Genomic DNA, 23,572 nt, shown 5'->3' with positions numbered 1-23,572 from the left:
GTATACCTGCGCCCCAGATCTTGCTCCGCAGTGGCGCAGAGCATCGCCCCATGACGCACGCAAAGATGGCACCGCGCACCATAAGCGCTCGTCCCTGAGCATCTTTTTCATGGCTTAAAGGCACATTTTTAGTCGTTTATTTCTACTGGATGCTCGGCCAACATCCGCTGCACATCCACCCCGTTGTGCTGACTGGCACGCAGCGCCGCCCTTGCTATCCAGCTCGCGCTGGCCCGGTCGCAAAAGTTATCGAGGGATTTTTATGGTTCAGTTAATCACGCCCACGCCTGTCTCCACGATCATTGCCCAGCTGCAGGAAAACAGCGAACGCAACTTCGCCGATGCCCGCGCAATGCCACCTCAGGTGTATACCTCCCCGGCATTTCTGGAAGTCGAACACACTCAGCTTTTTCGCAAACAGTGGCTGTGTGTCGGGCGTGTCAGCCGCTTGCAGAAGGTAGGGGATTACCTGACCTGTGATGTAGCTGGCCAGCCGGTGGTGGTGCTGCGTGATAACCAGAACCAGATTCGTGCTTTCTCCAATGTGTGCCTGCATCGCATGTCAGTGTTGCTGCAAGGGAGCGGCAATGTGCGATCCATCGTCTGCCCCTATCACGCCTGGGGCTACACCCTCGAAGGGCAATTGCGCGGCGCGGCGCAAATGGATCGTCAGAGCGGTTTTTGCAAAAGCGATTACCAGTTGCCTGGCGTGCGCTGCGAAGTCTGGCAAGGCTGGGTCTATGTCACCCTTGATGCAGATATCGAGCCGTTGAATCAACACCTGAGCGAACTCGATGCATTGATCGCCCACTACCGCATGGAAGATTACGTCGAGACATTCCAGGAAGAACACGTGTGGGACACCAACTGGAAAATTCTCGCCGAGAATTTTATGGAGAGCTATCACCTGCCCATGCTGCACCGTGCCACGGTCGGCCCGCACTCACGCCTTGATGAAATGGAATGTCCGCCCGGCCACGCGGCGTTCAATTACCACTGGATCACCAAAGAAGCATCACTGGCTATCGGCAACGCTCACCCGGACAACACCCACCTGAAGGACCACTGGCGCAAGACCACAGCGCTGCTGACGCTATACCCCAGCCACTTGATCACCCTGACGCCGGGGTACTTCTGGTACCTGATTTTACAGCCACGGGGCGTGGACAAAGTGCATATCCGTTTTGGCGGCGGACTCTCTCCGGAGTTCATCAATGACCCGAAAGCTGACCAATACCTCAGCAGCCTCAAAAGTCTGCTCGATGAAGTCAACGCCGAAGACCGCCAGGGCGTCGAGGCAGTAATGCGCGGTGTCAGTTCACCCTTGGCCAAGCCCGGCCACTTAAGCCATCTTGAGCGCCCCAACTATGACTTTGCACGCTACCTGGCCCAACGGGTGGGTGCCTTATGAACGCTTTTAGCACACAGGCCCCTCAAGCGACGCTGGCAACGCCCTTTATCACCTTCAGCAATGTCAGCAAGTCATATGACGGCAAAGACTATGTGGTGTACGGCCTCGACCTGGCCATTGCCAAAGGCGAGTTTGTCTCGTTGCTGGGCCCTTCCGGCTCGGGCAAGACCACTACCTTGATGATGCTGGCGGGCTTCGAAACCCCGAGCAAGGGCGAGATCCGTATGGGCGGTGAACGCCTCGACAATCGCCCACCTTATGATCGCGACATCGGCATGGTGTTTCAAAACTATGCCTTGTTCCCACACATGAGCATCGCCGACAACGTGGGTTTCCCACTATCAGTACGCAAGGTTAAAAGCGCCGACATCGCGCGTCGGGTCAAACGCGCCCTGGACATGGTCGAGCTGTCGCATATCGGTAATCGCCGTCCTGCGCAACTCTCCGGTGGCCAGCAGCAGCGCGTTGCACTAGCACGCGCGCTGGTATTCGAACCCAGTCTGATCCTGATGGATGAACCGCTGGGTGCGCTGGATAAACGCCTGCGCGAACACATGCAGTACGAAATCATGCGCCTGCATCGGGAGCTGGGGCTGACGACCGTGTATGTCACTCACGACCAGTCCGAAGCGCTGACCATGTCGGACCGCGTAGCAGTATTTTTCGATGGCCGCATCCAACAGATAGCTCCGGCTCATGAGTTATACGAACACCCCCACAACGCCTTTGTCGCCAACTTTGTCGGTGAAAACAACGGCCTCTCGGGTCATGTCACCGCCATTGATAAACAGTTCGCCACACTGACGCTGGCCAACGGCACACAGATCGTAGGACGCACTCAACAACACTTGAACCTGAGCACTCCGGCCATGTTGTCTCTGCGCCCTGAGCAGGTGAGCCTGGCCGAAGGCGACAACAATCTGGGCAATCGGGTACGCGGCCGGGTCAGTAGCATCATTTATTGCGGCGATCACCACCGGGTGCACATCAGCCTGGATGACAGTCAGCAACTCGTGTGCAAACTCCCCAACAACTGGGGCCATCGCCTGCCCGCTAAAGACGCCTTGGTCGATGCCACATGGCGCATCGACGATTGTCAGGTACTGAGTCCCTCCCCACGCTTCTAACCCACACGGGTCGCCCTCTTACGCAAGGAATGACATGAACATCAAGCCCATTGTCTCGCTCATTACCGCTGCCTCTGCCTTGGCCAGTTTGCTCGTGGCCAGTTCACTGCAAGCGGCCCCTACAAAACTCAATGTCGTGACCTTCGGCGGTGCATTCGAGAAAGCTGCCCAAGCCGCATACTTCGCCCCCTTTACCCAGGCCACCGGGGTAGGTTTCAACCTTGAAGCCTATGACGGTGGACTGGCCAAACTGGCCGCCATGGTGCAAGCCAACAACACCACATGGGACGTGATCGACCTGGAGTCTAACGACGCCATCGCCGCCTGCGATGAAGGCTTGCTGGTGAAACTGCGCGATGACCTGCTGGGCGACACGGGCGACTTTATCCCGGGCTCCATCAGCGACTGCGCAGTGGCCAGCATGGTCTGGTCGACCGTCTTTGCTTACGACACGACAAAGCTGAAAACAGCACCGACGCAGATCAACGATTTCTTCGACACCGAGAAATTCCCGGGAAAACGCGGACTGCGCAAGAACCCCAAAGGCACGCTGGAGTGGGCCTTGCTGGCAGATGGCGTACCTAAGGCAGACGTGTACAAAGTGCTGCAAACACCGGCTGGGCAAGACCGCGCGTTCAAAAAACTCGACACCATCAAGCACGACATTTTGTGGTGGGAATCCGGCGCCCAAGCCCCGCAACTGCTCGCAGACGGCGCAGTGGTCATGACTCAAGGCTATAACGGACGCATTCAAGATGCCGTAGAAAAAGACAACAAACCGTTCGCTATTGTCTGGGACGGTCAGGTGTACGACTTCGAGTGGTGGGGAGTGCCAAAAGGCTCGAAAAACGCCGAGGCCGCGACTCAATTCATTGCATTCGCATCCAGGCCAGAGGTGATCTCGCAGCTGTCGCGCTACATCGCCTACGCCCCGCCACGCACCCAGGCGCTGCCATTAATTGAGGCCAAGACCCTGGCTCACCTGCCGACCGCACCCGCCAACTTTGGCAACGCGGTCCACATGGATGCGAACTTCTGGACAGACAACTTCGACACGATCAACAAACGCTTTCAGGTATGGCTTAGCCAGCCATGACGTCAGCCATTTACCCCTGAAGGTTTAGGGGGCGGTGTCGAGCGATAAGCAGCAATCGATGTGTTGAAGGAGTTGATCCCATGAATGTGACCCTATCCGCAGCGCCCAGCGACACAGATGCCAAGGAGCGCGCTGAACAGGCGTACTCCTGGCGTCAGGCTCAACGCCGTGAATCGCGCAAAGCCTTGTTGCTGGCCGGCCCCTTGCTACTGTTTTTGTTGATTACGTTTATTGCGCCAATTGCCATCCTGTTGCTGCGCAGCGTGCAGAACCCAGAAGTGCCTGGTGCCATGCCTCAACTGACTCAGGCCCTGCATCATTGGGATGGCGAGCAGTTACCGGGCAACGCCGCTTTCGACGCACTGGCCCTGGGGTTGGTGCAGGCATCCAACAATGAAGAACTGGGCAGCGTGGCCCGCCGCCTGAATTTCTACAGCCCTGAAATGCGCAGCCTGTTGACCAAAACAGCGCGTGCGCTCAAACGCCAGCCATCCACTGACTGGCACAGTACTCTACTGACTATTGACCCGCGCTGGGGCGACCACGACGTCTGGTTTGTGCTCAAGCGTGCCTCCCAGTCGCCCACCCCGGACTATTTGCTCAACGCTCTGGACCGCCGTGTCGACAGCCACACTGGCGTATCTCGCTTGCCCCCTGAAGAGTCGATCTACCTGGCCGCGTTCTCCCGCACCATTGGTATCAGCGCCAGTATTACCCTGATTTGCCTGCTGCTGGCCTACCCGGTGGCCTGGCTGCTGGCCAACCTGCCGTCACGACAAAGCAACCGTCTGATGTTGCTGGTCATCGTACCGTTCTGGACCTCGTTGTTAGTACGCACCACCGCTTGGTACGTGTTACTGCAACCGAATGGGGTGATCAACAACCTGCTCAGCGGTCTTGGACTTGTCAGCCATCCACTGCAACTGATGTTCAACCGTACCGGGGTGTTGATCGGCATGACTCACATCATGCTGCCGTTCATGATCCTGGCGATTTATTCGGTGATGAAAGGTATATCGCCCGTGTACCTGCGGGCTGCGCAATCACTGGGGGCCAAACCCTTCACCGCGTTTATGCGCACCTATGTGCCGCAAACCTTGGCAGGCGTGGGCGCCGGCTGCTTTTTAGTGTTCGTGCTGTCCCTGGGTTACTACATCACGCCGGCTCTGTTGGGCGGCGCTGGCGATGAAATGATCAGCCAGCTGATTTCTGTACAGACCAACCAACAATTGAACTGGGGCCTGGCCGGCGCGCTATCGGCATACCTGGTGATATTTACCGCCCTTTTCTACTTCATCTTCAACCGCCTGGTAGGCATTGATCGCCTGCGTTTCGGCTAATCGGAGAAGGTTATGAAAACGCATTACTGGTCGAAGACTGAACGCTTGAGCGCACTCTGGGTTCGCTGGCACACAGCGCTGGTGCTGTTTTTTCTGGTGGCGCCAATTCTGGTCATCATGCCGCTGTCGTTCAATGCCAGCTCGTATTTTTCCTACCCCATGACGGGCGTGTCGTTGCGCTGGTACGAAGCGGCGCTGGGCGATCCATTATGGCAACGCGCGTTACTTAACAGTCTTGGCATCGGCTTCGCTTCAACGCTGTTGGCCACCGCGCTGGGCACATTGGCAGCACTGGGCCTGAGCCGCCCGAGCTTCCCGTGGCGGGGGCTGATCATGCCGCTGCTGATCTCGCCCATGATCATCCCGATCGTCGTGGTCGCGGCCGGCTTTTACTACATATTTGCGCCACTGGGACTGGTCGATTCCTACCTTGGCGTGATTCTGGCTCACACCGTGCTGGGCACACCGTTTGTGGTCATCACCGTGTGCGCTGCACTGCAATCGTTTGACCAAAGCCTGAACCGGGCCGCCAGCGGACTGGGTGCTCGACCCTGGATGAACTTCCGGCGCGTGACACTGCCGCTGATTGCTCCGGCCGTGGGCACAGGCGCTGTTTTTGCCTTCGCCACCTCATTCGATGAAGTCATCGTGGTGTTATTTATCGGTGGCACCGAGCAACGCACTGTGCCCCGACAAATGTGGAACGGCATCCGCGATCAAATTGACCCGTCGATCCTTGCTGTGGCGACCTTATTGATAGTTTTTGTGTTGGCTCTGTTTGGCTGTGTCAGTTGGTTGCGCAAACGCCATCACGCGCAGCCAGACATTTGATCGTGCTCACTCGACAAAGGAAGCAGCATGTACCAGCAACTGCGTGAAGATTTTGCCCGCGACGGCGTCGTGGTGGTTCGTGGCCTGTTCAAAGACTGGATTGAGCCATTGCGCGAGGCAGTCGCCTACAACCTGAACAACCCCGGGCCGCTGTTCAAAAATTACACACCCCAGCAGACCACCGGACGCTTTTTGGGGGACTACTGCAACTGGTCGAACAATCCGGGGTACAGCGCTTTTATCCGCCAGAGCCCCGGTGCACAGTTGGCCCGCGAGCTGATGGGCTCGCAACGCGTGCGCATCTTTCACGAGCACATGCTGGTCAAGGAAGCCGGCAACAATAAACCCACTCCGTGGCATCACGACGCGCCCTACTACTGCGTAAAGGCGCAGCAGAGCCTAAGCCTTTGGCTGCCACTGGACCCAGTAGCTAGAGACTCCAGTGTCGAATTCGTGGGCGGCTCACATCGTTGGGGCAAACTATTTCGTCCGCGAAAATTCACCGGGGTGGATTACGACCATGATGCGGCGCAACTGGAAACCATGCCCGATATCGAGGGCCATCGAGAGGACTATCGCATTCTTGGCTGGGATCTTGAGCCCGGCGACGCTATCGCCTTCGATTATCTGACCGTTCATGGCGCACCCGGCAACCGATCAAGCGAGCATTCGCGGCGCGTGATCTCAACGCGCTGGCTGGGGGATCAGGCGCAATACGTCGACAGAGGCGGGGAAACCTCTCCGCCCTACCCTCACTTGAGCGGCGTACTGAAAACCGGCGATCCACTGCCGCAAAGCGAGTTCCCGTTTATCAACGTCTGACGCTGTCGTCGCTGCCCATGCCTGCGCCAAGGTCGAAAAGCCGGGCGCGAGGCAGTCCATCACCGCCTTAGGCAACCGCAACTTACCTGCACGTTTACACCAGCATTTTCCTGCCTCACAACCACAAAAAACATCATTTCGCGTTTCCCCGTCGCTGCACAAAATGCAGGTAAACCCGTATGAGGACACCTACATGTCAATCAACACACTTGAAGTAGATACGCTGGTGGTCGGCGCCGGCCAAGCAGGGATCGCCATGAGCGAACACCTTGCCAAACATGGCGTGTCACACGTGGTGCTGGAGCGAAATCGCATCGCTGAAGCCTGGCGCTCAGGCCGATGGGACTCGCTCAAGGCCAATGGGCCGGCCTGGCACGATCGCTTCCCGGGGCTGGAGTTCGACGACCTGAGCCCCGACGCGTTTGCAGGCAAAGAACGCGTTGCGAATTACTTCGAAACCTATGCACGCCAACTCAATGCGCCGATTCGCACGGGGGTCGAGGTCAAACGAGTCGATCGGAACATGGCTCGCCCCGGTTTTACCGTGACCACCAGCGAAGGCATCATCGAAGCCCGTCGGGTGGTAGCCGCCACAGGCCCGTTTCAGCGTCCGGTCATCCCGTCGATAGCACCGCCCGCTTCACAACTTAACCAACTGCATTCGGCTCATTATCGCAATCCGGAGCAACTACCCCGAGGGGCGGTATTAGTGGTGGGCGCCGGCTCGTCAGGTACGCAAATTGCCGAAGAGTTGTTGCGCTCAGGACGTGAGGTCTACCTTTCGATTGGCCAGCACGACCGACCGCCGCGCGCGTATCGCAACCGCGACTTCTGCTGGTGGCTGGGCGTGCTGGGTGAGTGGGATGCGGCCGTGATGAAACCGGGACGTGAACACGTCACCATCGCTGTCAGCGGGGCCAATGGCGGGCGCACGATAGATTTTCGCGAACTGGCCCAACGCGGCATGAAACTGGTGGGCCTGACGAAATCGTTCAACCAAGGCATCGTCAGTTTTCAGGATGATCTTGTGCACAACCTGGCACAAGGTGACGCCAACTACTTGGCTCTGCTCGATGCAGCCGATGCCTACATCGAACGCAACGGCCTGGATTTGGCTCCCGATCCGCAAGCCCGGCACGTGTTCGACGACCCTTCGTGTGTCACACAACCCATTCTCGAACTCGACTTGGCAGACGCCGGCATCACCACCATCATCTGGGCCACAGGGTTTGCCACCGACTACAGTTGGCTGCCCGCGGGAGCCACCGACAATAACGGTAAACCCTTGCACCAGCGTGGCGTAAGCCATGAGCCGGGCATCTACTTTCTTGGGTTGCCGTGGCAGTCACGGCGTGGCTCGGCATTTATCTGGGGGGTGTGGCACGACGCAAAATACATCGGCGATCAGATCGTCATTCAGCGTCAGTACCACGACTATCGGGATGCTTCACAGCGGTGATACGCCCATCTCGTCGCCGGTTCGCCTTTCAGGTAATCGGCGCCGGGTTGAACAGGGTTATGTCATTGTGCAGTTTGTGCTGTTCGGCCCAGGTGTGTTTTTTGCCGCTGGCCACGTCCAGGTAGTAATGGAACAGTTCCCAGCCGAGGTCTTCGATTGAGGCCCGTCCCGTGGCGATACGTCCGGCGTCGATGTCGATCAAGTCGGGCCAGCGTCGTGCCAGTTCGGTACGGGTCGAGACCTTCACCACTGGCGCCATCGCCAGCCCATAGGGCGTACCGCGGCCTGTGGTAAACACATGCAGGTTCATCCCGGCCGCCAGTTGCAAGGTGCCACAGACGAAATCGCTGGCCGGCGTTGCGCAAAAAATCAGGCCCTTGCGGGTGACCCGCTCACCAGGGCCAAGCACGCCGTTGATTGCGCTGCTGCCGGATTTGACGATGGAGCCCAACGACTTCTCAACGATGTTCGACAAGCCGCCTTTCTTGTTGCCCGGTGTGGTATTGGCGCTGCGGTCTGCTTCGCCCTTGGCCAGGTAGCGGTCGTACCAGTCCATTTCACGCACCAGTTCCTGGGCGACGGTCTGGGTTTCGGCCCGCGAGGTCAGCAAGTAGATGGCATCGCGCACTTCGGTGACTTCGGAGAACATCACCGTGGCCCCCGCCCGCAGCAGCAAGTCCGAGGCATAACCGAGCGCCGGGTTGGCGGTGATACCTGAAAAGGCATCGCTGCCACCACATTGCATGCCCAGAATCAGCTCGGATGCGGGCACAGTCTCGCGGCGGCGCTGGTCGAGTTTTTTCAAGCGCACTTCAGCCAGCGCCATGATCTGCTCGATCATCTCGGTAAAGCCGTGACTGGAGTCTTGCAAGCGGTACATCCAAGGGTCGCTCAAATCCACCGAGGGGTCGTTTTCGTGCATGACCTGCCCGGCCTGCAGTTTTTCGCAGCCCAGACCGATCACCAGCGCTTCCCCCCCCAAATTGGGGTTGCGCGCCAGATTGCGCACTGTACGAATCGGGATGTAAGCATCGGCCGCCGTGATGGCGACACCACAGCCATAACTGTGAGTCAGCGCCACCACGTCATCGACGTGGGGGTAGCGCGGCAGCAGTTCATCCTTGATGCGCTTGACCGCGTGATCGAGCACCCCGGTCACGCACTGAACGGTGGTGGTGATGCCCAGAATGTTGCGCGTACCGACGGTGCCATCCGCATTGCGAAACCCCTCGAAGGTATAACCCTCCAGCGGCGACGCGGCCTCAGGCACCTCGGTGGCCATGGGCAGGCTGTCCAGGGGCGGAGCAGTGGGCATTCGCAGTTGGTCTTCATTGACCCAACGGCCTCGCTCAATGGCTTGCAAGGCGTAGCCGATGGTTTGCCCGTAACGAATAACCTCGCCGCCTTGCGGGATGTCCACAAGGGTGACTTTGTGGCTTTGGGGCACGAAATCCAGTGTCACCAGACCATCGGCGAACACCGTGCCGGCAGGCACCCCCTGGTCATTGACTACCACGGCCACGTTGTCGCGCGGGTGCAAGCGGATCGAGCGCGGTGAGTCGGAATGTTCAATCAACGTCATGGCGCCGTTCCTTAACTATGGGCAGGTGAAAGCTCAACGATTGTTGGACCGCTGGCCGGTGGTTCTTTGAGGACTACGCGTTTGATCGGACCGACGATGACCAGGTAACTGAACACGGCGACCAATGCATTGCAACCCACGAAGACCAGCGCCCACTTGAACGATCCGGTTGCGCTGATGATGTAACCAATGACAATCGGGGTGGTGATCGAAGCGATATTGCCAAACATGTTGAACAAGCCACCACTCAGGCCGGCAATCTGCTTGGGCGAGGTGTCCGACACCACCGCCCAACCCAGCGCGCCAACCCCTTTGCCGAAGAACGCCAAGGCCATGAAACCTACGACCATCCACTCAATGTCCACGTAGTTGCACGCCACAATGCTGCTCGACACCAACAGGCCAGCGATGATTGGCGCCTTGCGGGCGAAGGTCAGCGAATGGCCTTTGCGCAGCAGATAATCGGAAATCACCCCGCCCAGTACGCCGCCGACAAACCCGCAGATGGCCGGCAATGAGGCAATGAAGCCGGCTTTGAGAATGGTCATGCCACGCTCTTGCACCAGATACACCGGGAACCAGGTCAGGAAGAAATAGGTAATGCCGTTGATGCAGTACTGGCCCAGATAAACGCCCAGCATCATGCGATTGGTCAGCAGTTGGCGTATGTAATCCCACTTTGGACCGTCAGCTTTTTTGCCTTTCTGGTCCATGTCGACCATGCCGCCGTTTTCCGCAATATGCTTGAACTCGGCCTCGTTGATACGTGGGTGTTCACGCGGGCTGTAGATCACTTTCAACCAGATACCCGAGAAGACGATGCCGAACATCCCCATCACGATAAACACATGTTCCCAACCGAAGGAGTAGACGATCCAGCCCATCAGGGGCGCGAACAGTACAGTGGCAAAGTACTGCGCCGAGTTGAAAATGGCGGACGCGGTGCCGCGCTCTGCGGTCGGGAACCACGCGGCGACAATGCGGGCATTACCAGGAAAGGATGGCGCTTCGGCCAGCCCCACCAGAAAGCGCAACATAAACAGCGCGACCACGGCAGTGGACATGCCGAACTCGCCGACAAAGCCTTGCAACACGGTGAACAGTGACCAGGTGAAAATGCTCAACGCGTAGACTTTTTTCGAGCCAAACCGGTCGAGCAACCAGCCGCCGGGGATTTGCCCGGCCACATAGGCCCAGCCAAAGGCGGAGAAGATATAACCCAGGGTGACGGCGTCAATGCCCAAGTCTTTTTGCAGGCTGGAGCCCGCGATGGCGATGGTGGCACGGTCGGCGTAATTGATCGTGGTCACCAGAAACAACATGAGCAAGATCAAATAACGGACATGCGTAGGCTTGGTCGCTTGCATGTAAAAACTACTCCCACTGATTATTTTTATACGCGGGTGAATCTCTTTGGGTGTGGCGGACTTGCGGGTGTGGCTTAAGGTGGTGCAGCTGGCAAACGTATTCCTTTACGCAAAAAGCCGCTGATTTCTCAGCGGCTTTGATGATTGCTTACTGCGGACCCTGCTTGTCGATCAGGGCGGCCAGTGCTTCGTATTCTTCTGGTAACAAGTCGGTCAGTGGCGTACGCACAGGCCCGGCACTGTAACCGGCAATAGTCGCGCCAGCCTTGACGATGCTCACCGCGTAACCGGCTTTGCGGTTGCGGATATCCAGATACGGCAGGAAGAAGTCGTCGATGATTTTGCCCACGGTGGCGTGATCTTCGCGGGCCACGGCGTGGTAGAAGTCCATCGCGGTTTTCGGGATGAAGTTGAACACAGCCGAGGAGTACACCGGCACGCCCAGCGCCTTGTAGGCAGCTGCGTAAACTTCTGCAGTCGGCAAGCCGCCCAGGTAGCTGAAACGATCGCCAAGACGGCGGCGAATCGAAACCATCAATTCAATATCGCCCAGGCCATCTTTGTAACCGATCAGGTTAGGGCAGCGCTCAGCCAGGCGTTCCAACAACGGCGCGGTGAGGCGGCACACGTTACGGTTGTAAACGATCACACCGATTTTGACTGACTTGCATACCGCCTCAACGTGGGCGGCAACGCCGTCCTGGCTGGCTTCGGTCAAGTAGTGCGGCAGCAGCAGCAGACCTTTGGCCCCCAGGCGCTCGGCTTCTTGAGCGTACTCGATGGCTTGACGGGTCGAGCCACCGACACCGGCAAGAATCGGCACGCTGGTGGCGCAGGTGTCGACGGCAGTTTTGATCACTTGCGAATATTCGCTGGCGGCCAGGGAGAAAAACTCACCGGTGCCGCCCGCTGCGAACAAGGCCGAAGCACCATATGGAGCCAGCCATTCCAGACGCTTGATGTAGCCCTCACGGTGAAAGTCACCCTGAGCATTGAAATCGGTCACCGGAAAAGACAGCAGGCCGGAAGAGAGGATGGACTTCAGTTCTTGTGGATTCATTATTCGAACACCCTGGGAGCTTGTTGTTATTAAAAAGCCAGCAGCGCTTGGCTGTGTCGTACGTCATCGTACAACTATAAAAACAATCGTCAATCCCATTTCTATCAATAACCGCGAAATTGGCGCGCCCAAAACCATAGATAGCCTGATCTAGAGCGCTTCAATCGCGAAACAAGGCAGAAAATTTAATTCGAAGACAGATCGTACGTCAGCCTTTACGACGGCTTTACCTCCGATCGTAGCCTCGCAACGCTCGACAGCGCCTACACGTATTTGACCGGCCGACCGCTCAAACGCGCCAGAATCACCCCCGCGCTTCAGCCTCTTCGTGGGCGTGACGCAAACGCTCGCGGCTGTTGGTCAAGTGCAGTCGCATGGCTGCACGTGCCGCATCGGAATCCTGACGGGCAATCGCGGTGTAGATTTCTTCGTGCTCACGGCTCAAGCGATTCATGTAACGCTGTTGGTCATCATGGGCCAGGCTCGCCGAATTAAGCCGCGTGCGTGGAATGATGCTGGTGCCCAGGTGGGTCATGATGTCTGTGAAGTAACGGTTGCCCGTCGACAGCGCAATCTGCAAATGGAACTGAAAATCCGAAGCCACTGCATCACCGTCGCGGGCGGTACTTTCGTTCAAGGCATCGAGTGCGGCACGCATCGCCGCCAGTTGCTCAGGGCTGCGACGTTGTGCGGCCAAGCCCGCTGACTCCACTTCGAGGCTGATGCGCAACTCAAGAATCGCCAGCACATCGCGCAAAGTGACAATGGTGGCAGGGTCAATGCGAAAGCCACTCGGGCTCGGCGTGTCCAGCACAAACGTGCCGATGCCGTGCCGGGTTTCGACCTGCCCGGCGGCCTGCAGCCGGGATATTGCTTCGCGCACCACCGTTCGGCTAACGCCATGCGCTTCCATGATCGCGGACTCGGTGGGCAGCTTATCGCCACGCTTGAGCAAACCGTCGCGAATCTGATCGGACAGTACCGTCACCAATTCCTGCGCGAGGCTGCGGCGTTTGCGAGGAAGGCGCGGTACGTCGTTTGGGTTTTCCATGGTGAATCTTTCTCGAATTCAGAGGCATCGGGGGTGAAACGTGCACACATGATAGCTCAAGGCGGTTGTACGATCACGTACGACGATCAGACCCGCTCAGCAGCCCTCCCCGCTACGTCCCTGGCCGCGTTCACGGCAGTAAACGTAGGAAAAAATGTATTCCCTTACACAGGAACCAGAGGCGTCTGCCGCGCTATCCAACTGCGTCCGATACGCATTCTGTTGCAACTTCCCCACGCTCTTCAGAGGACATTATCCCAACGGAGCGTTACAGATGCCGAATTTGAAAATCCCTCCCCAGACACCCTTTACCTTGAGCCTGGTGGCAGGTTTGTGGGCCTTTGCGTCGAACGCGCTGGCGTATTCCGAGCAAGGGCGTCTGCACGACACGGCCACTTGGCGCAGCGATGAGTTCACATCAAATTGGGGGTTAGCGGCCATCGGGGCGGATGCAGCCTATGCCCGAGGATTAAGCGGCGATGGTGTTCGCCTCAGCCTTGCTGATTCAGGGACTGACCTGCGTCACAGTGAGTTTGGCGAAAAAGATCATCGTCCGATTCGCTTGGCGGATGAAGGCTGTCAAAGAGAAACCATGCCTGGCGCCACCCAGCCCGGTTGCTTCTACTCCGAAGGCGATCGGGCCAGTATCGAATACAACGATTTGCCCCCAAAAACGTTGGCCATGTTGCAAGACATGGTCGCAAACGGAACCCTGTCCAACCTGGAGTTCGATCGATACAAAGGCATGCTGGGAGCGTCTTACGACCCTCATGGCACCCATGTGGCGGGCACCATGCTGGCCAACCGCGACGGCAATGGCATGCACGGCGTGGCTTACGGAGCAAACTTGAGCCCGATCCGACTTTTCAGTCACATCTATAACGATGCGCCCTACTCGCTTGATCGAACCGTGACGGTTAACGCGAGTAACGAGGCTTACGCAAATGCGTATCAGCAAATGCAAGAACAGAACGTGCGTGTCATCAACCACAGCTGGGGCATTCCTGAAAAGCTCGACACTGTTGAGCAACTGGATGCCGCTTTGAACGTGCAGCGTTCATCTGTCGGCACGGTGTTGGGCAACATGTCTTTGGGCGGTGGTTTGTTACAAGTTTGGGCCGCGGGTAACTCCCAGAGAAGAAATCAGACGCCTGAGACGGCGCCCTTCGCTGACGCGTTGGCTTCGTTGCCGCGCGCCATGCCCGAACTGGAGCCTTACTGGCTAACCGTGGTCAATCTGAATCAAAATCTGACACTTGATCCCAGCTCATTCCGTTGCGGCTACAGCAAAGAGTGGTGCGTGGCTGCGCCAGGTACCCGCATCACTTCTACTGTCGTCGATAGCCAGATCAAGGTCGAAAACATTTACGACAAAAATGATGAGGTGGAAGGATTCAAGGTAATCGATGAGCGCTTGGACTTTGATTACGACACCTATACGGGAACCTCTATGGCAGCGCCGCATGTCACCGGCGCGCTGGGGTTACTGATAGAACGATTTCCTTACCTCGACAACCCGCAAATCCGTGACGTGCTACTGACCACCGCGCAGGACTTGGGCGAACCTGGCGTCGATGACGTCTATGGCTGGGGTTTGATAGACCTGAAAAAAGCCATCGACGGTCCCGGCCAAATACGCGTCGATACCACCGTGGTGATGGATCGCCGTGCGGGCGGCGCCGTGGTTTGGCAAGGGCACGCCTGGGACGATTGGCGCAACAACATCAGTGGTCCCGGACGCCTGAGCAAAGCCGGTGAAGGTTGGCTCAGGCTCAGCGGTGACAACAGTTTTGCCGGTGCCACTCTTTACTCCGGCCTTTTGGAGCTGGACGGAAACAACCGCCTCACTAGCGATGTAACGATTCACGGTGGGTTACTGCGCCTTAACGGCACCTTGCAGGACACCGATCTGAACGTAAAAGGGGGTATCGCACAGATCAATGGCAGGCAGCAGCAGGGGCTGACTCGAGTCAGCGTGGCCGGCGTGCTCAGTGGCGATGGCCAGCTCTCCGATACCCACGTTCAAGGCACGATTGTGCCCGGCAGTGAACAGCGTCCGCTGACGATCAACGGCGAGTATCGCCAGCTCGAAGGGTCAACCCTGATACTGAGCCCTGCCCTTAACCCGGCGGCAATCTCGCTACAAGTGCGCGGTTTGGCACACATCGAGGGCGGGACATTACGCCTGACACACCTGCCCGACGCCTTTGCGCTCGGTAAGCACTACGGCGTATTGCAAGCAGATGCTGGCATCAACGGTCAATTCACCTCGATAGACCATCGGCAGTTCTCTCCATTTCTGAGCTTTACCCAGACCCGTAAGGCTCACACATTAGGGTTTGACGTGGGTCGAGGCCTGCCACTGGTTGCGGCGGCCACTAACGCCAACCAACGCGCCACGGCGCACGCAGCCGACGGGCTGGACATATCGCACACCCTGGCGCAGCGCCTGACCTCGCTCTTCCCGAATGAAGCCACCCGCGCGCTGGATCAATTAAGCGGCGACCTGCACCCCGGCATTCAGTCGGTGATGATCGAAGACAGCCGCGTCATACGCGAAGCTGCCTTGCAGCGGGCACGGAGCGCGGGGGACAACACCTCGCGACCGTCTGGCTCTGCGGGTCAAGCCGTATGGGTGCAATCGATCCACAGTAACGGTCGGCTCGACGGTGACGGCAACGCTGCACGTATCAGCCACTCGCGCAAAGGCGTGATGATCGGTGCAGACCATGACTTCGAGCACGGCACGCGTGCAGGCGTAGTGCTGGCGAGCACAGAAGGCAGCGTGACCAGTGCGAATGCAGGCAAAGCCACGATCGACACCTACCAGATAGGCGTGCATGCGGGTCACACGTGGGGCGCGTTCGGCCTGTATGGCGGGGTCGCCTACGCCCGGAACCCGATTCAGACCAAGCGTCGGGTGAGCTTCAGCGATATTGATGACAGCCTGTCCACCCGGTACGTGAATCACACACGACAACTCTTTACCGAAGGCAATTACCGCTGGGAGCTTGGCCCATGGGACGTGCAGCCCTACCTGCAATTTGCACATGTCAGCACGCGTAGCGCTGGCTTCAGCGAGACCGCAGGTATCAGTGCCCTGAAGGGCAAACCAGCCAGCCAGGCCGTTAACCTGAACACAGGCGGTGTACGCCTCAGTCTCGACATGGGCAAGACGTCCATGGGCCCGTCGTGGCTCAGCCTCAACGGCGGTGTTGCGTACACCCGCGCCAGTGGCGACTTGAGCCCGACAGTGGATGCTTCATGGCAAGGCGCCGGCAGCATGCGCATTGCCGGAGCGCCTTTGAACCGCTCAGTGGTGAACATGAATGCAGGCGCAGTGGCACGCCTCACCCGTGACAGCGCCTTGAGCCTGAGCATTACCAACCAGCGCGGCAACCGATCCCGGGAACAGAGCGTTAACGCGCAGTATCAGTTCGAGTTTTAAGCAAAGTTTCACAGCGGGTTTGCCTGCGCTAGCGCAGAGCGTTGTTGCGGGCAAGCCCATACCTCAGTGCCGTAGTGAAGCCTTACCGCTCACTGCGATACACCTCGGCATAGACCTCGGTAATAGGCTTGCGCGGGTAGCGTTTGATCAGGGCTTTGACCTTGGCGCTCAGTCGCAACAGTTCGCTGCTGGGCTTGGCCCAGTGTTCGGGCGGCAACGGCTCGGACCATGCTTGCATGGCGGGCGGTAACGCCCGACGGCCGACTTTGGCGATGCGTTTTATTTCCCATTCCACCAAATGGTTGGGCAGCGTCCACAGCGTCATCACGTGGTAGAAGTACCAAAAAAAAGCGTAGATCCGGCCCACTTCCTTATCGAGCAAGCGCCGATGCAAACCGGTGCGGGCATTGCGGAAGGTATGAAGGCCTTCGTGAGGCGGGTCGTCGGGTTCTTGCAATCCGAGGGGGTCTTGAAGGGTAGAGAGGTCGTTGAGTTCATATTCCATATAGCCGCGAACAGCCTCCCAGTTGGAAATCGCCAACTGCACACTGCCGCACTGGAATTCAACTCGGACTAACTCACCCTCATGCTCAAACCCCATGCCCATGCCGTATTGGCGGGTGACGCCATATTGGGTGGCGCCTTGTGCTTGCACGACCCATGCGGAGAGAGATTCCCAGGGGACGAATAAGGGTTCAGTCGCGCCATCGGGCATAAAGCACACTTCGCGGCGCTGACGATTGAAACGGGTGGGGATAACTTTGGTGAAGAGATTGTGGTGGTAAAGCCAGATGAGGAAAAACATGGTTGAGAAAAAAAACCAAGCTATGAATGCGTAATGTCCAGACACCAAGAAAATCCCCTTAGCAGATTCCCATCCGTCCTGAAAGGTATCACCTAACATCAACATCAAAAGCCCACCTAAAAGAGGTACTCCAAAAGCTACGAGACAGGAAAATGTAAATGGCACTCCCAAGTTAAATTGATACGTAAATACTTTAGGCTCCCCTCCTCCAAAATCCATAAAGGTGTCGTTATAACCACTAATATAGGGACAGAATGGATGTTCAGTGGTTGGTAAAGGCAAGGGGGCTAAATAAGTTTGGCGACCTGAGGGGAAATATTCGACATCTCCTGCGCGTTGAACAACAGTTTTCTTAATCGGGCTCATTTGTCATGATTCCTGTATTCCGAATACCAGCCATCGACCCGCTTGCGCGGGCCGATGTTGCACAGGGCTATCCAGACTTAACTGGAAACCGGAGCACGCCAGTCGTCAAAACCGGAAGTGCCACTGATTTCGTGAGTCCACGTGATTTTGCGGTAGGTAAAATGCACATCTTCCAAGTGAGTGAAGTGCGAATTGGCAGGGTCTTGGCAGTTGTGCATGTAGTCCTTGATATCAACGATAATCGCGTCTTCAAGTTTGGTGGTGTAGTAATGCTCCTGGGTGCCCGAAGCAGAGGTCCGAAACCACTGAATAACGACTTCAGTCATACGCTCACCGGACGTCAATGCTTGCAGCAGCAGCGGCGAAGCCTTGTCGAAAACCTTTGTGATGCACACGGGCTTGTGAACCCGCTGCCCGGTTGGCTGACCCGATTGAGGATCGCGCGGAATGATGACTTCGTGGGAGAAACCTTGAACCATGACCTGGTCTTCATGGCCTTCCTGATAAGTATTACCCACTGAGTCTGCGGTGAAGGCGCCTGAGGTGATCAAACCCTGTTTTTCACCGGTGACGGACATATACGCTGGCGTAGCCATGAAGTTCTCCTTAAAGAATTGAGGTACACCCATGTGTCATTACACATGGGGCAACATCAACCATTCCAAGACTTATGCCAAGTTGTTAGCTGCCCTTATAAATCAAAGCCTGCACACGGATAGACCTCTTTATTTGTATCAACTAATTACTTAATCGGATAAAAGTGCGCAAGAAGTTGCGCAGTAGTGCGCAACTTCTTGCGCATCCAGCTACAGCCCTTTTCCCATAAAGCGTTCAGCCCTTTACCCACAGAAAAACCCCCTTTAAGTGCGCAACTTTTTGCGCACTTAAAGGGGGGACGGTTAGCCGGATTTCAAACGATGGGGCGTGTCTGATTCAACTTGTATGAAGTGACACATCCGCGTGTTCACGCTCATCGTTCAAGGGGGGCAGCGGCTCCGGCACCCAAATCAAAAAAGGGTCCTTGGCCGGACGATTATCGTAAGGCCGCACCTGGTGCTCCTCATTCAATTCACCTGCACGGGGAAACCCGTACACCCTGCGGCGTTCCACATGAATGCTCGGCGCTGCCCCGGCGCCACTGGCGGGCTCGATATTCATCGCCTTCAAGGTGGCCATCAAGTCTTCCATGATCCGCGCACGATCAAGGGTGAATGCCGATGCAAAGCAACGCCAAAAACGCCAGCCCGCGCGTTCCAGAATACGCTGGCGACGCATGTCACTGTCCCAGCGGTCAGGCCCGTGGAAACGGTCGCCGTCGCACTCGATCGCCAGACGGCTATCGTTATCGCCCTCGACCACCATGTCGATGCGATAAGCGCCCACACCCACCTGCGGAATCACTCGATAACCCCGACGGGTCAGCTCGTCGTACATCTCGTGTTCAAAGCCGGATTCGCACAGTTCCCGCAGATCGCTGACCTGTTCCGCGTCCTGAGTGAAGGGGGTTTCGAAGTGTTCAATCAAGCCTCTGCGCAGGCCGTCAGCCGCACTGAGGTCGGTCAGTTCGACGCTGCGCACCAGGTACATGCGGTCCCGCGCTCGCGACGCCGCTACGTTGAATCGCTGGGCAATCGAGTCGCGGCTGTTGGCAAAGCAATCGCCAGGCGAAGCCACCATCGACAGAAACATGATGTCGCGTTCCTTGCCCTGAAAAGTGCGTGCATCGCCGCAACTGATCTGGAACTGACTGATGACTTCTTCACCCAATTCTTTGGTCAGCATTTGCATGACTTTTTGCGCTTGCTCCGCCCCCAATAACGAGACAACGCCGATGCTGCGGCCCGCGATGTGTGGCATGGCGATCAGGCGGCGAATTTCCTCGACGATCACCTGGGCTTCACCGAGGTTGAACTTGCCTTTTTTCACCCCGTCCATCACCAGCAAGTCGACCAGAGGCGGGTCAAGCCGCTCGGTCATTTTGGGCAAGCGCAGCGGCTTGAGTTCGTGGTTGTAGAACTCGCGCTTGGAGTATTCGATGATCGGCGCCACACAGCGGAAATGCTCGCGCAGCATGGTGCCGCTTTTAGCAAAGACCACTTTGAACAGGTCATACAGCGAGCGCTCGGGGGACATCAAAGGCCGGTACAGCCCTACCTGATTGCCCAGAAAGCGCGTCATCATGTTTTGCACGCGCTCCTCTTCCATGCCGATGCCGTCCGGCGAGACTTGTTTGTCATCGCCCACCACCAGCACTTTTTTAGCCCGCAACAACGCCGGCAGGGCCGTCAGATCGGACTGCGACGCTTCGTCGATGATAACCAGGTCGAACGCGCCGTACTGTGCCGGCAAGCTTTCGCAAATGCGGTAGTGCGGCATGATCCAGCAGGGTATCGCCGAAATCGCCACATCGGCGGCCAGCCGTGCATCCTGTCGATAACGGCCCGCCCGTACCCCAGTGCCTTTGCCAATTTTTCGAATCGCCGTGCGATACAGTTCAAGGGCCGCCCTGACACTCGGCGTGGCGTTTTCAGAAAGACGCAACCACGTGCGCTTAACCACCGCGTCCTGATACAGGCGCGACAGACTCAGTTCCAGTTCGCTTCGAACGCTAAACAGGCGCTTGAGATCCTCGCGTCCATCAATGCTATCGAGGTAGTTCGCCAGCCGGCAAAGGCGCCAGACGTCCAAACAGTTGTCCGGGAGCAACCCGTCTACGGGATCTGTATTGGGTTCTTCGCGCAAGCGGGCGGCCCAAATCATTCCGCCACTGTGTGCGATCAGTTCCGTGACCCGTTGCACGGTGTCGAGCGCATCGGCCAATGCCAGTACCCGACGCAACTCGTCCATCAGCGAGGACCACTGCGCTTGCAGCTCGGCGGTGTCTACCTGCGGCTGGCCCAGAGTCAGATCCAAAAACCCTTGCAGGCGTGAACTGATCTCGCCACCACAACCGGCCAAGGCTTTGTTGAAGGTTTCTTTGATGACCCATGTGGCCGCCAAACGATGGCGCATCAAGTAATGGCGCAGGATAGTTTGCGCTTGGCCCAATACAGCCTCATCGATGCGCAACCGACTCACGTCAGCCCACTCTGGGAGCACGTGTTTCAGTTCGAGGCAGGCACGGTTTTCGCTCTGCTCTGTCAGCACTAGGGCATCAAATTGTTCGACAGCCCGCGCCGCCGCCATCAGTTGCTCAGTGTCGACGGCCAACATCGGCAGCGGCATTTCTGCGGCCAGTGCATTCCAGCGCAGCAACAACGTACGGCTGTGTTGCTGCCAGCGCACAAAGGCTTGCACGTGCTGCCAGTCCTGTTCGCTTTGCGGTTTGCTGCCCAATATCTCGATGGCGTCCAGCAGCTGTTTTTGTGCACCCTTTCCGATCAATCCGGACAACCCGAACGGGCGCTTCCCTTCAGCCAAGTTGTCGATGGCCGTTAACACTTCGGGTTGCGCGTGCAGCTCGAACGATAAACTCACCGGGCGGGCGACAAAGACCTTACGCCCCGCCAATGCCTCTGCGATTTCAGCTTTGAGGCCGTCGAAAAGCGCCAGCACATCGCCGTTACCGACGCGCATTAGCCAGGCCTGCATCGGCGCAACCCAACTGTGCGAGGTTGTACTGATTTGCGTGCGCAATGCTTGCAAATGCTCTAGATGCTCAACCAGTGCATGTGCCTGCTCAAGCGTCTGCGGGCTATTGTCCAACAGACGAGGCACCTCGCCGGTGCTCTCCTTGAGCTGCAACTGGCTTTCCTGAGCCAGATCTTGATGCACCTGAATCAGCGTCTGAGCGTCTGGAAAGTCAGCCAGCTTCGGTAATTTTTGGCCCAGATAGGCCAGCGAATCCTTCAGTTCAAGACGGGCTTCGCGCAGCACGACGATGTCTTGCAAATTGAAGCGCGGCCGATGCGCGTCACCGATCCCGATTTGATCGCCAAAAGCGCTGACCTCGGCGTGTGCCGCAGCGACCTGTAACGCCGCATGTGTGGGGCTAAGCCGCTCGCCGTCGATTTCAAGGTCTGACAGGTTGCGCTCAGCCCAGTGGGTAATCTCGCGATCGACACTGGCCATCTGACCGTGGAGGGTGTTTATTTCGTCATCAATTTGATCGATTTCTCGCTTGTACAGCGCCCGATCAATGCGCTGCACTTCGGCCGAAATCTTTTGAATGGCGAACTCAAACTGCTTCATGCCGTCCGCTTCGCTACTCAGCAAACTGATCGCCAGTGGACGAATAGCTTCGGGAAGCTTTTCCTGCAACACGGCCAAAGCCGGGTCTTTCATTGAGGTCACCAGCACACGCTTACCGTTGGCCAGATAGTGGCTGATGACGTTAGCAATGGTGTGAGTCTTGCCCGTACCTGGCGGGCCTTGTACCACGACCCCATCGTGCACTTGCAGCAGTTGGATGATCTGCACCTGCTCGTCGTTGTAAGGCTTGGGGAAATACAGCTCAAGAACCTTCGCGGCCGGTGCCTCTGCACGTTGTGAACCACTGACGTAGGACAAACCACGAAACGGAGGCAAATCCACGTCTTCAAGCACAGAAGACGGTTCAGTCAGAACGGCCTGCAAGGCTCCCGGCAGCACTTCGAGCCCCTCAATTTCACCCTCAAATCGACTCAGGTCTTCGATAAACATATTGCTGTCGCGCGCACGGGCGAACAGACACCAAGTGTCGGTGACGCACAGGTGCTCTGCAGCTTTGGGAACTGAGCGATCCTGCGCGGCATTCGTCACCGGCATAAACTGCCCATGAGCATCGAGCAAGGTTGAGGCGGAGCGAATCACGGGTTCATAGCTTGAGGGGCTAAACGGGCTGAGACCCGCCGTCTCCTGCTTGAAAAAATCCTTGGCCAGTGTTGCCAAGGGCCCAACACCGGCAATGTCCGCCGCCACATAAGCGTCCACTTCCAGACGCGGCTCAGCCGCCCGCGGGCGCACTTCAATCGCCATGCTATCCGGATTAATGGCCAGCTCCACCAACTGACTGATCAAAGGGTAATGGATGACACCAATCTGGGGATGCTCCCACGTCGAAACACCCAGGCCCCAGACCAGCTCCAGTTGTGCATCTCCCAGATTGCCCTGCATCTGCTGCACTAGTAAAAACAGCTCGGCATACAGCTCAATGCTTTTGCGTCGCTGCTTTTCTTCAGCCGCCCACCGTCGCCATGCCGTTTGGCAGTAGGATTTGAACTGGGCCTTGATCTCGCCCGCATCCAGGCAATCCTCCAGACTGACCCATTCATCCAGCTGGACTTCTTCGTCCAACTGCAAAGCATCTGGCGTGAGACGGGCCAACTCGGCATCGCTGAGTGCACCGCAGCCCAACAGCAGCTCGCGAGCCACCTGCAGTTTAAGGACTGGCTCGGTTTGCGGTGTGCTTTTGAGGTCTAACCACAAGCCCAACAACGGGCTGAGCGGTGCAGGCGGTTTGATCTCGTGCAAGCGCTCCAGCCGCAGCCAGACTTCATCTTCTTCGCCGGTTTGCACGTCCAGGCTAACACCGGGCAACGCTCGCAGTTTTTCTTCGCTGGCACTGAATGCACTGTGTTGGCTGACGGTTAGCGCAGGCCGCTTTTGCATCAGAGCGGTCTGTTTTACAAATTCAATCAGACCGGCGAGACGGGCACGTACTGTATCCATGTGTGAGCTGAACCACTTAGGTGATGGGATACTCCAGGAAAGTCCAGAAGCACCGAGTAAAAGCGAAAATTCTTACGATGACCAACACGATACAGCGGTTCACAAGGGATTCAGACACCTTATCGCCTTGAATTGATTATCCGCGCCCACAAAAAAAG

The 23,572-nt window shown here is 57.4% G+C and carries 15 protein-coding genes; 8 read left to right on the top strand and 7 right to left on the bottom strand.

What is annotated here, in order from left to right:
• The first annotated feature begins 262 nt into the window (after positions 1-262).
• From EQV93_RS16940 to EQV93_RS16910, 7 genes are all read left to right on the top strand, one after another.
• Positions 263-1,411, top strand: a complete 1,149-nt coding sequence (locus tag EQV93_RS16940) for an aromatic ring-hydroxylating oxygenase subunit alpha (RefSeq protein WP_240892003.1) — start codon at positions 263-265, stop codon at positions 1,409-1,411.
• Positions 1,408-2,538: an ABC transporter ATP-binding protein gene (locus tag EQV93_RS16935; RefSeq protein WP_199750975.1), complete on the top strand. Its 1,131-nt coding sequence runs from the start codon at positions 1,408-1,410 to the stop codon at positions 2,536-2,538. The genes EQV93_RS16940 and EQV93_RS16935 overlap by 4 nt, the downstream gene beginning before the upstream one ends.
• 34 nt (positions 2,539-2,572) lie before the next feature.
• Complete coding sequence (locus EQV93_RS16930; RefSeq protein WP_240892002.1) at positions 2,573-3,634, top strand: ABC transporter substrate-binding protein; 1,062 nt, start codon at positions 2,573-2,575, stop codon at positions 3,632-3,634.
• Between the two features lie 80 nt (positions 3,635-3,714).
• A complete protein-coding gene (locus EQV93_RS16925; RefSeq protein WP_240892001.1) occupies positions 3,715-4,974 on the top strand; it encodes an ABC transporter permease in 1,260 nt (419 codons plus the stop codon).
• 12 nt (positions 4,975-4,986) lie between these two features.
• Entirely contained in the window at positions 4,987-5,805 is an 819-nt protein-coding gene (locus EQV93_RS16920) for an ABC transporter permease (protein WP_240891999.1), read from the top strand.
• Positions 5,806-5,832: 27 nt separating this feature from the next.
• Positions 5,833-6,627 carry a phytanoyl-CoA dioxygenase family protein gene (locus EQV93_RS16915; RefSeq protein WP_240891996.1) on the top strand — a complete coding sequence of 265 codons (795 nt, stop codon included), beginning with the start codon at positions 5,833-5,835 and terminating at the stop codon, positions 6,625-6,627.
• Between the two features lie 193 nt (positions 6,628-6,820).
• A complete protein-coding gene (locus EQV93_RS16910) occupies positions 6,821-8,086 on the top strand; it encodes a flavin-containing monooxygenase (protein WP_240891994.1) in 1,266 nt (421 codons plus the stop codon).
• Positions 8,087-8,114: 28 nt separating this feature from the next.
• Here the strand turns inward: EQV93_RS16910 and garD are convergent, their stop codons facing one another.
• The 4 genes from garD to EQV93_RS16890 form a co-directional block, all read right to left on the bottom strand.
• Positions 8,115-9,668, bottom strand: a complete 1,554-nt coding sequence (gene garD / locus EQV93_RS16905) for a galactarate dehydratase (protein WP_122783755.1) — start codon at positions 9,666-9,668, stop codon at positions 8,115-8,117.
• Positions 9,669-9,679: 11 nt separating this feature from the next.
• Positions 9,680-11,035 carry an MFS transporter gene (locus tag EQV93_RS16900; RefSeq protein WP_122783756.1) on the bottom strand — a complete coding sequence of 452 codons (1,356 nt, stop codon included), beginning with the start codon at positions 11,033-11,035 and terminating at the stop codon, positions 9,680-9,682.
• A 148-nt stretch (positions 11,036-11,183) separates the two neighbouring features.
• Complete coding sequence (gene kdgD / locus EQV93_RS16895) at positions 11,184-12,095, bottom strand: 5-dehydro-4-deoxyglucarate dehydratase (RefSeq protein WP_122783757.1); 912 nt, start codon at positions 12,093-12,095, stop codon at positions 11,184-11,186.
• A 304-nt stretch (positions 12,096-12,399) separates the two neighbouring features.
• Entirely contained in the window at positions 12,400-13,146 is a 747-nt protein-coding gene (locus tag EQV93_RS16890) for a FadR/GntR family transcriptional regulator (protein WP_122783758.1), read from the bottom strand.
• Between the two features lie 274 nt (positions 13,147-13,420).
• Here EQV93_RS16890 and EQV93_RS16885 point away from each other — a divergent pair, with 274 nt between their 5' ends.
• Complete coding sequence (locus tag EQV93_RS16885; protein ID WP_240891992.1) at positions 13,421-16,594, top strand: S8 family serine peptidase; 3,174 nt, start codon at positions 13,421-13,423, stop codon at positions 16,592-16,594.
• Between the two features lie 82 nt (positions 16,595-16,676).
• On the opposite strand, the gene EQV93_RS16880 is transcribed toward EQV93_RS16885, so the two are convergent.
• From EQV93_RS16880 to EQV93_RS16870, 3 genes are all read right to left on the bottom strand, one after another.
• A complete protein-coding gene (locus EQV93_RS16880) occupies positions 16,677-17,399 on the bottom strand; it encodes a hypothetical protein (protein ID WP_240891990.1) in 723 nt (240 codons plus the stop codon).
• Positions 17,400-17,842: 443 nt separating this feature from the next.
• The gene (locus tag EQV93_RS16875) at positions 17,843-18,361 is read right to left on the bottom strand and encodes an Hcp family type VI secretion system effector (protein WP_122783761.1); all 519 of its coding nucleotides are present in this window, start codon (positions 18,359-18,361) and stop codon (positions 17,843-17,845) included.
• 337 nt (positions 18,362-18,698) lie between these two features.
• Positions 18,699-23,414 carry an AAA domain-containing protein gene (locus tag EQV93_RS16870; RefSeq protein WP_240891987.1) on the bottom strand — a complete coding sequence of 1,572 codons (4,716 nt, stop codon included), beginning with the start codon at positions 23,412-23,414 and terminating at the stop codon, positions 18,699-18,701.
• Between the last annotated feature and the right edge of the window lie 158 nt (positions 23,415-23,572).

It is taken from the genome of Pseudomonas sp. TMW22091 (genome assembly GCF_022496705.1).
GTDB lineage: Bacteria > Pseudomonadota > Gammaproteobacteria > Pseudomonadales > Pseudomonadaceae > Aquipseudomonas > Aquipseudomonas saxonica.
The sequence above is the reverse complement of the archived record's forward strand: the minus strand, read 5'-3'. Positions and strand labels throughout refer to the sequence as shown.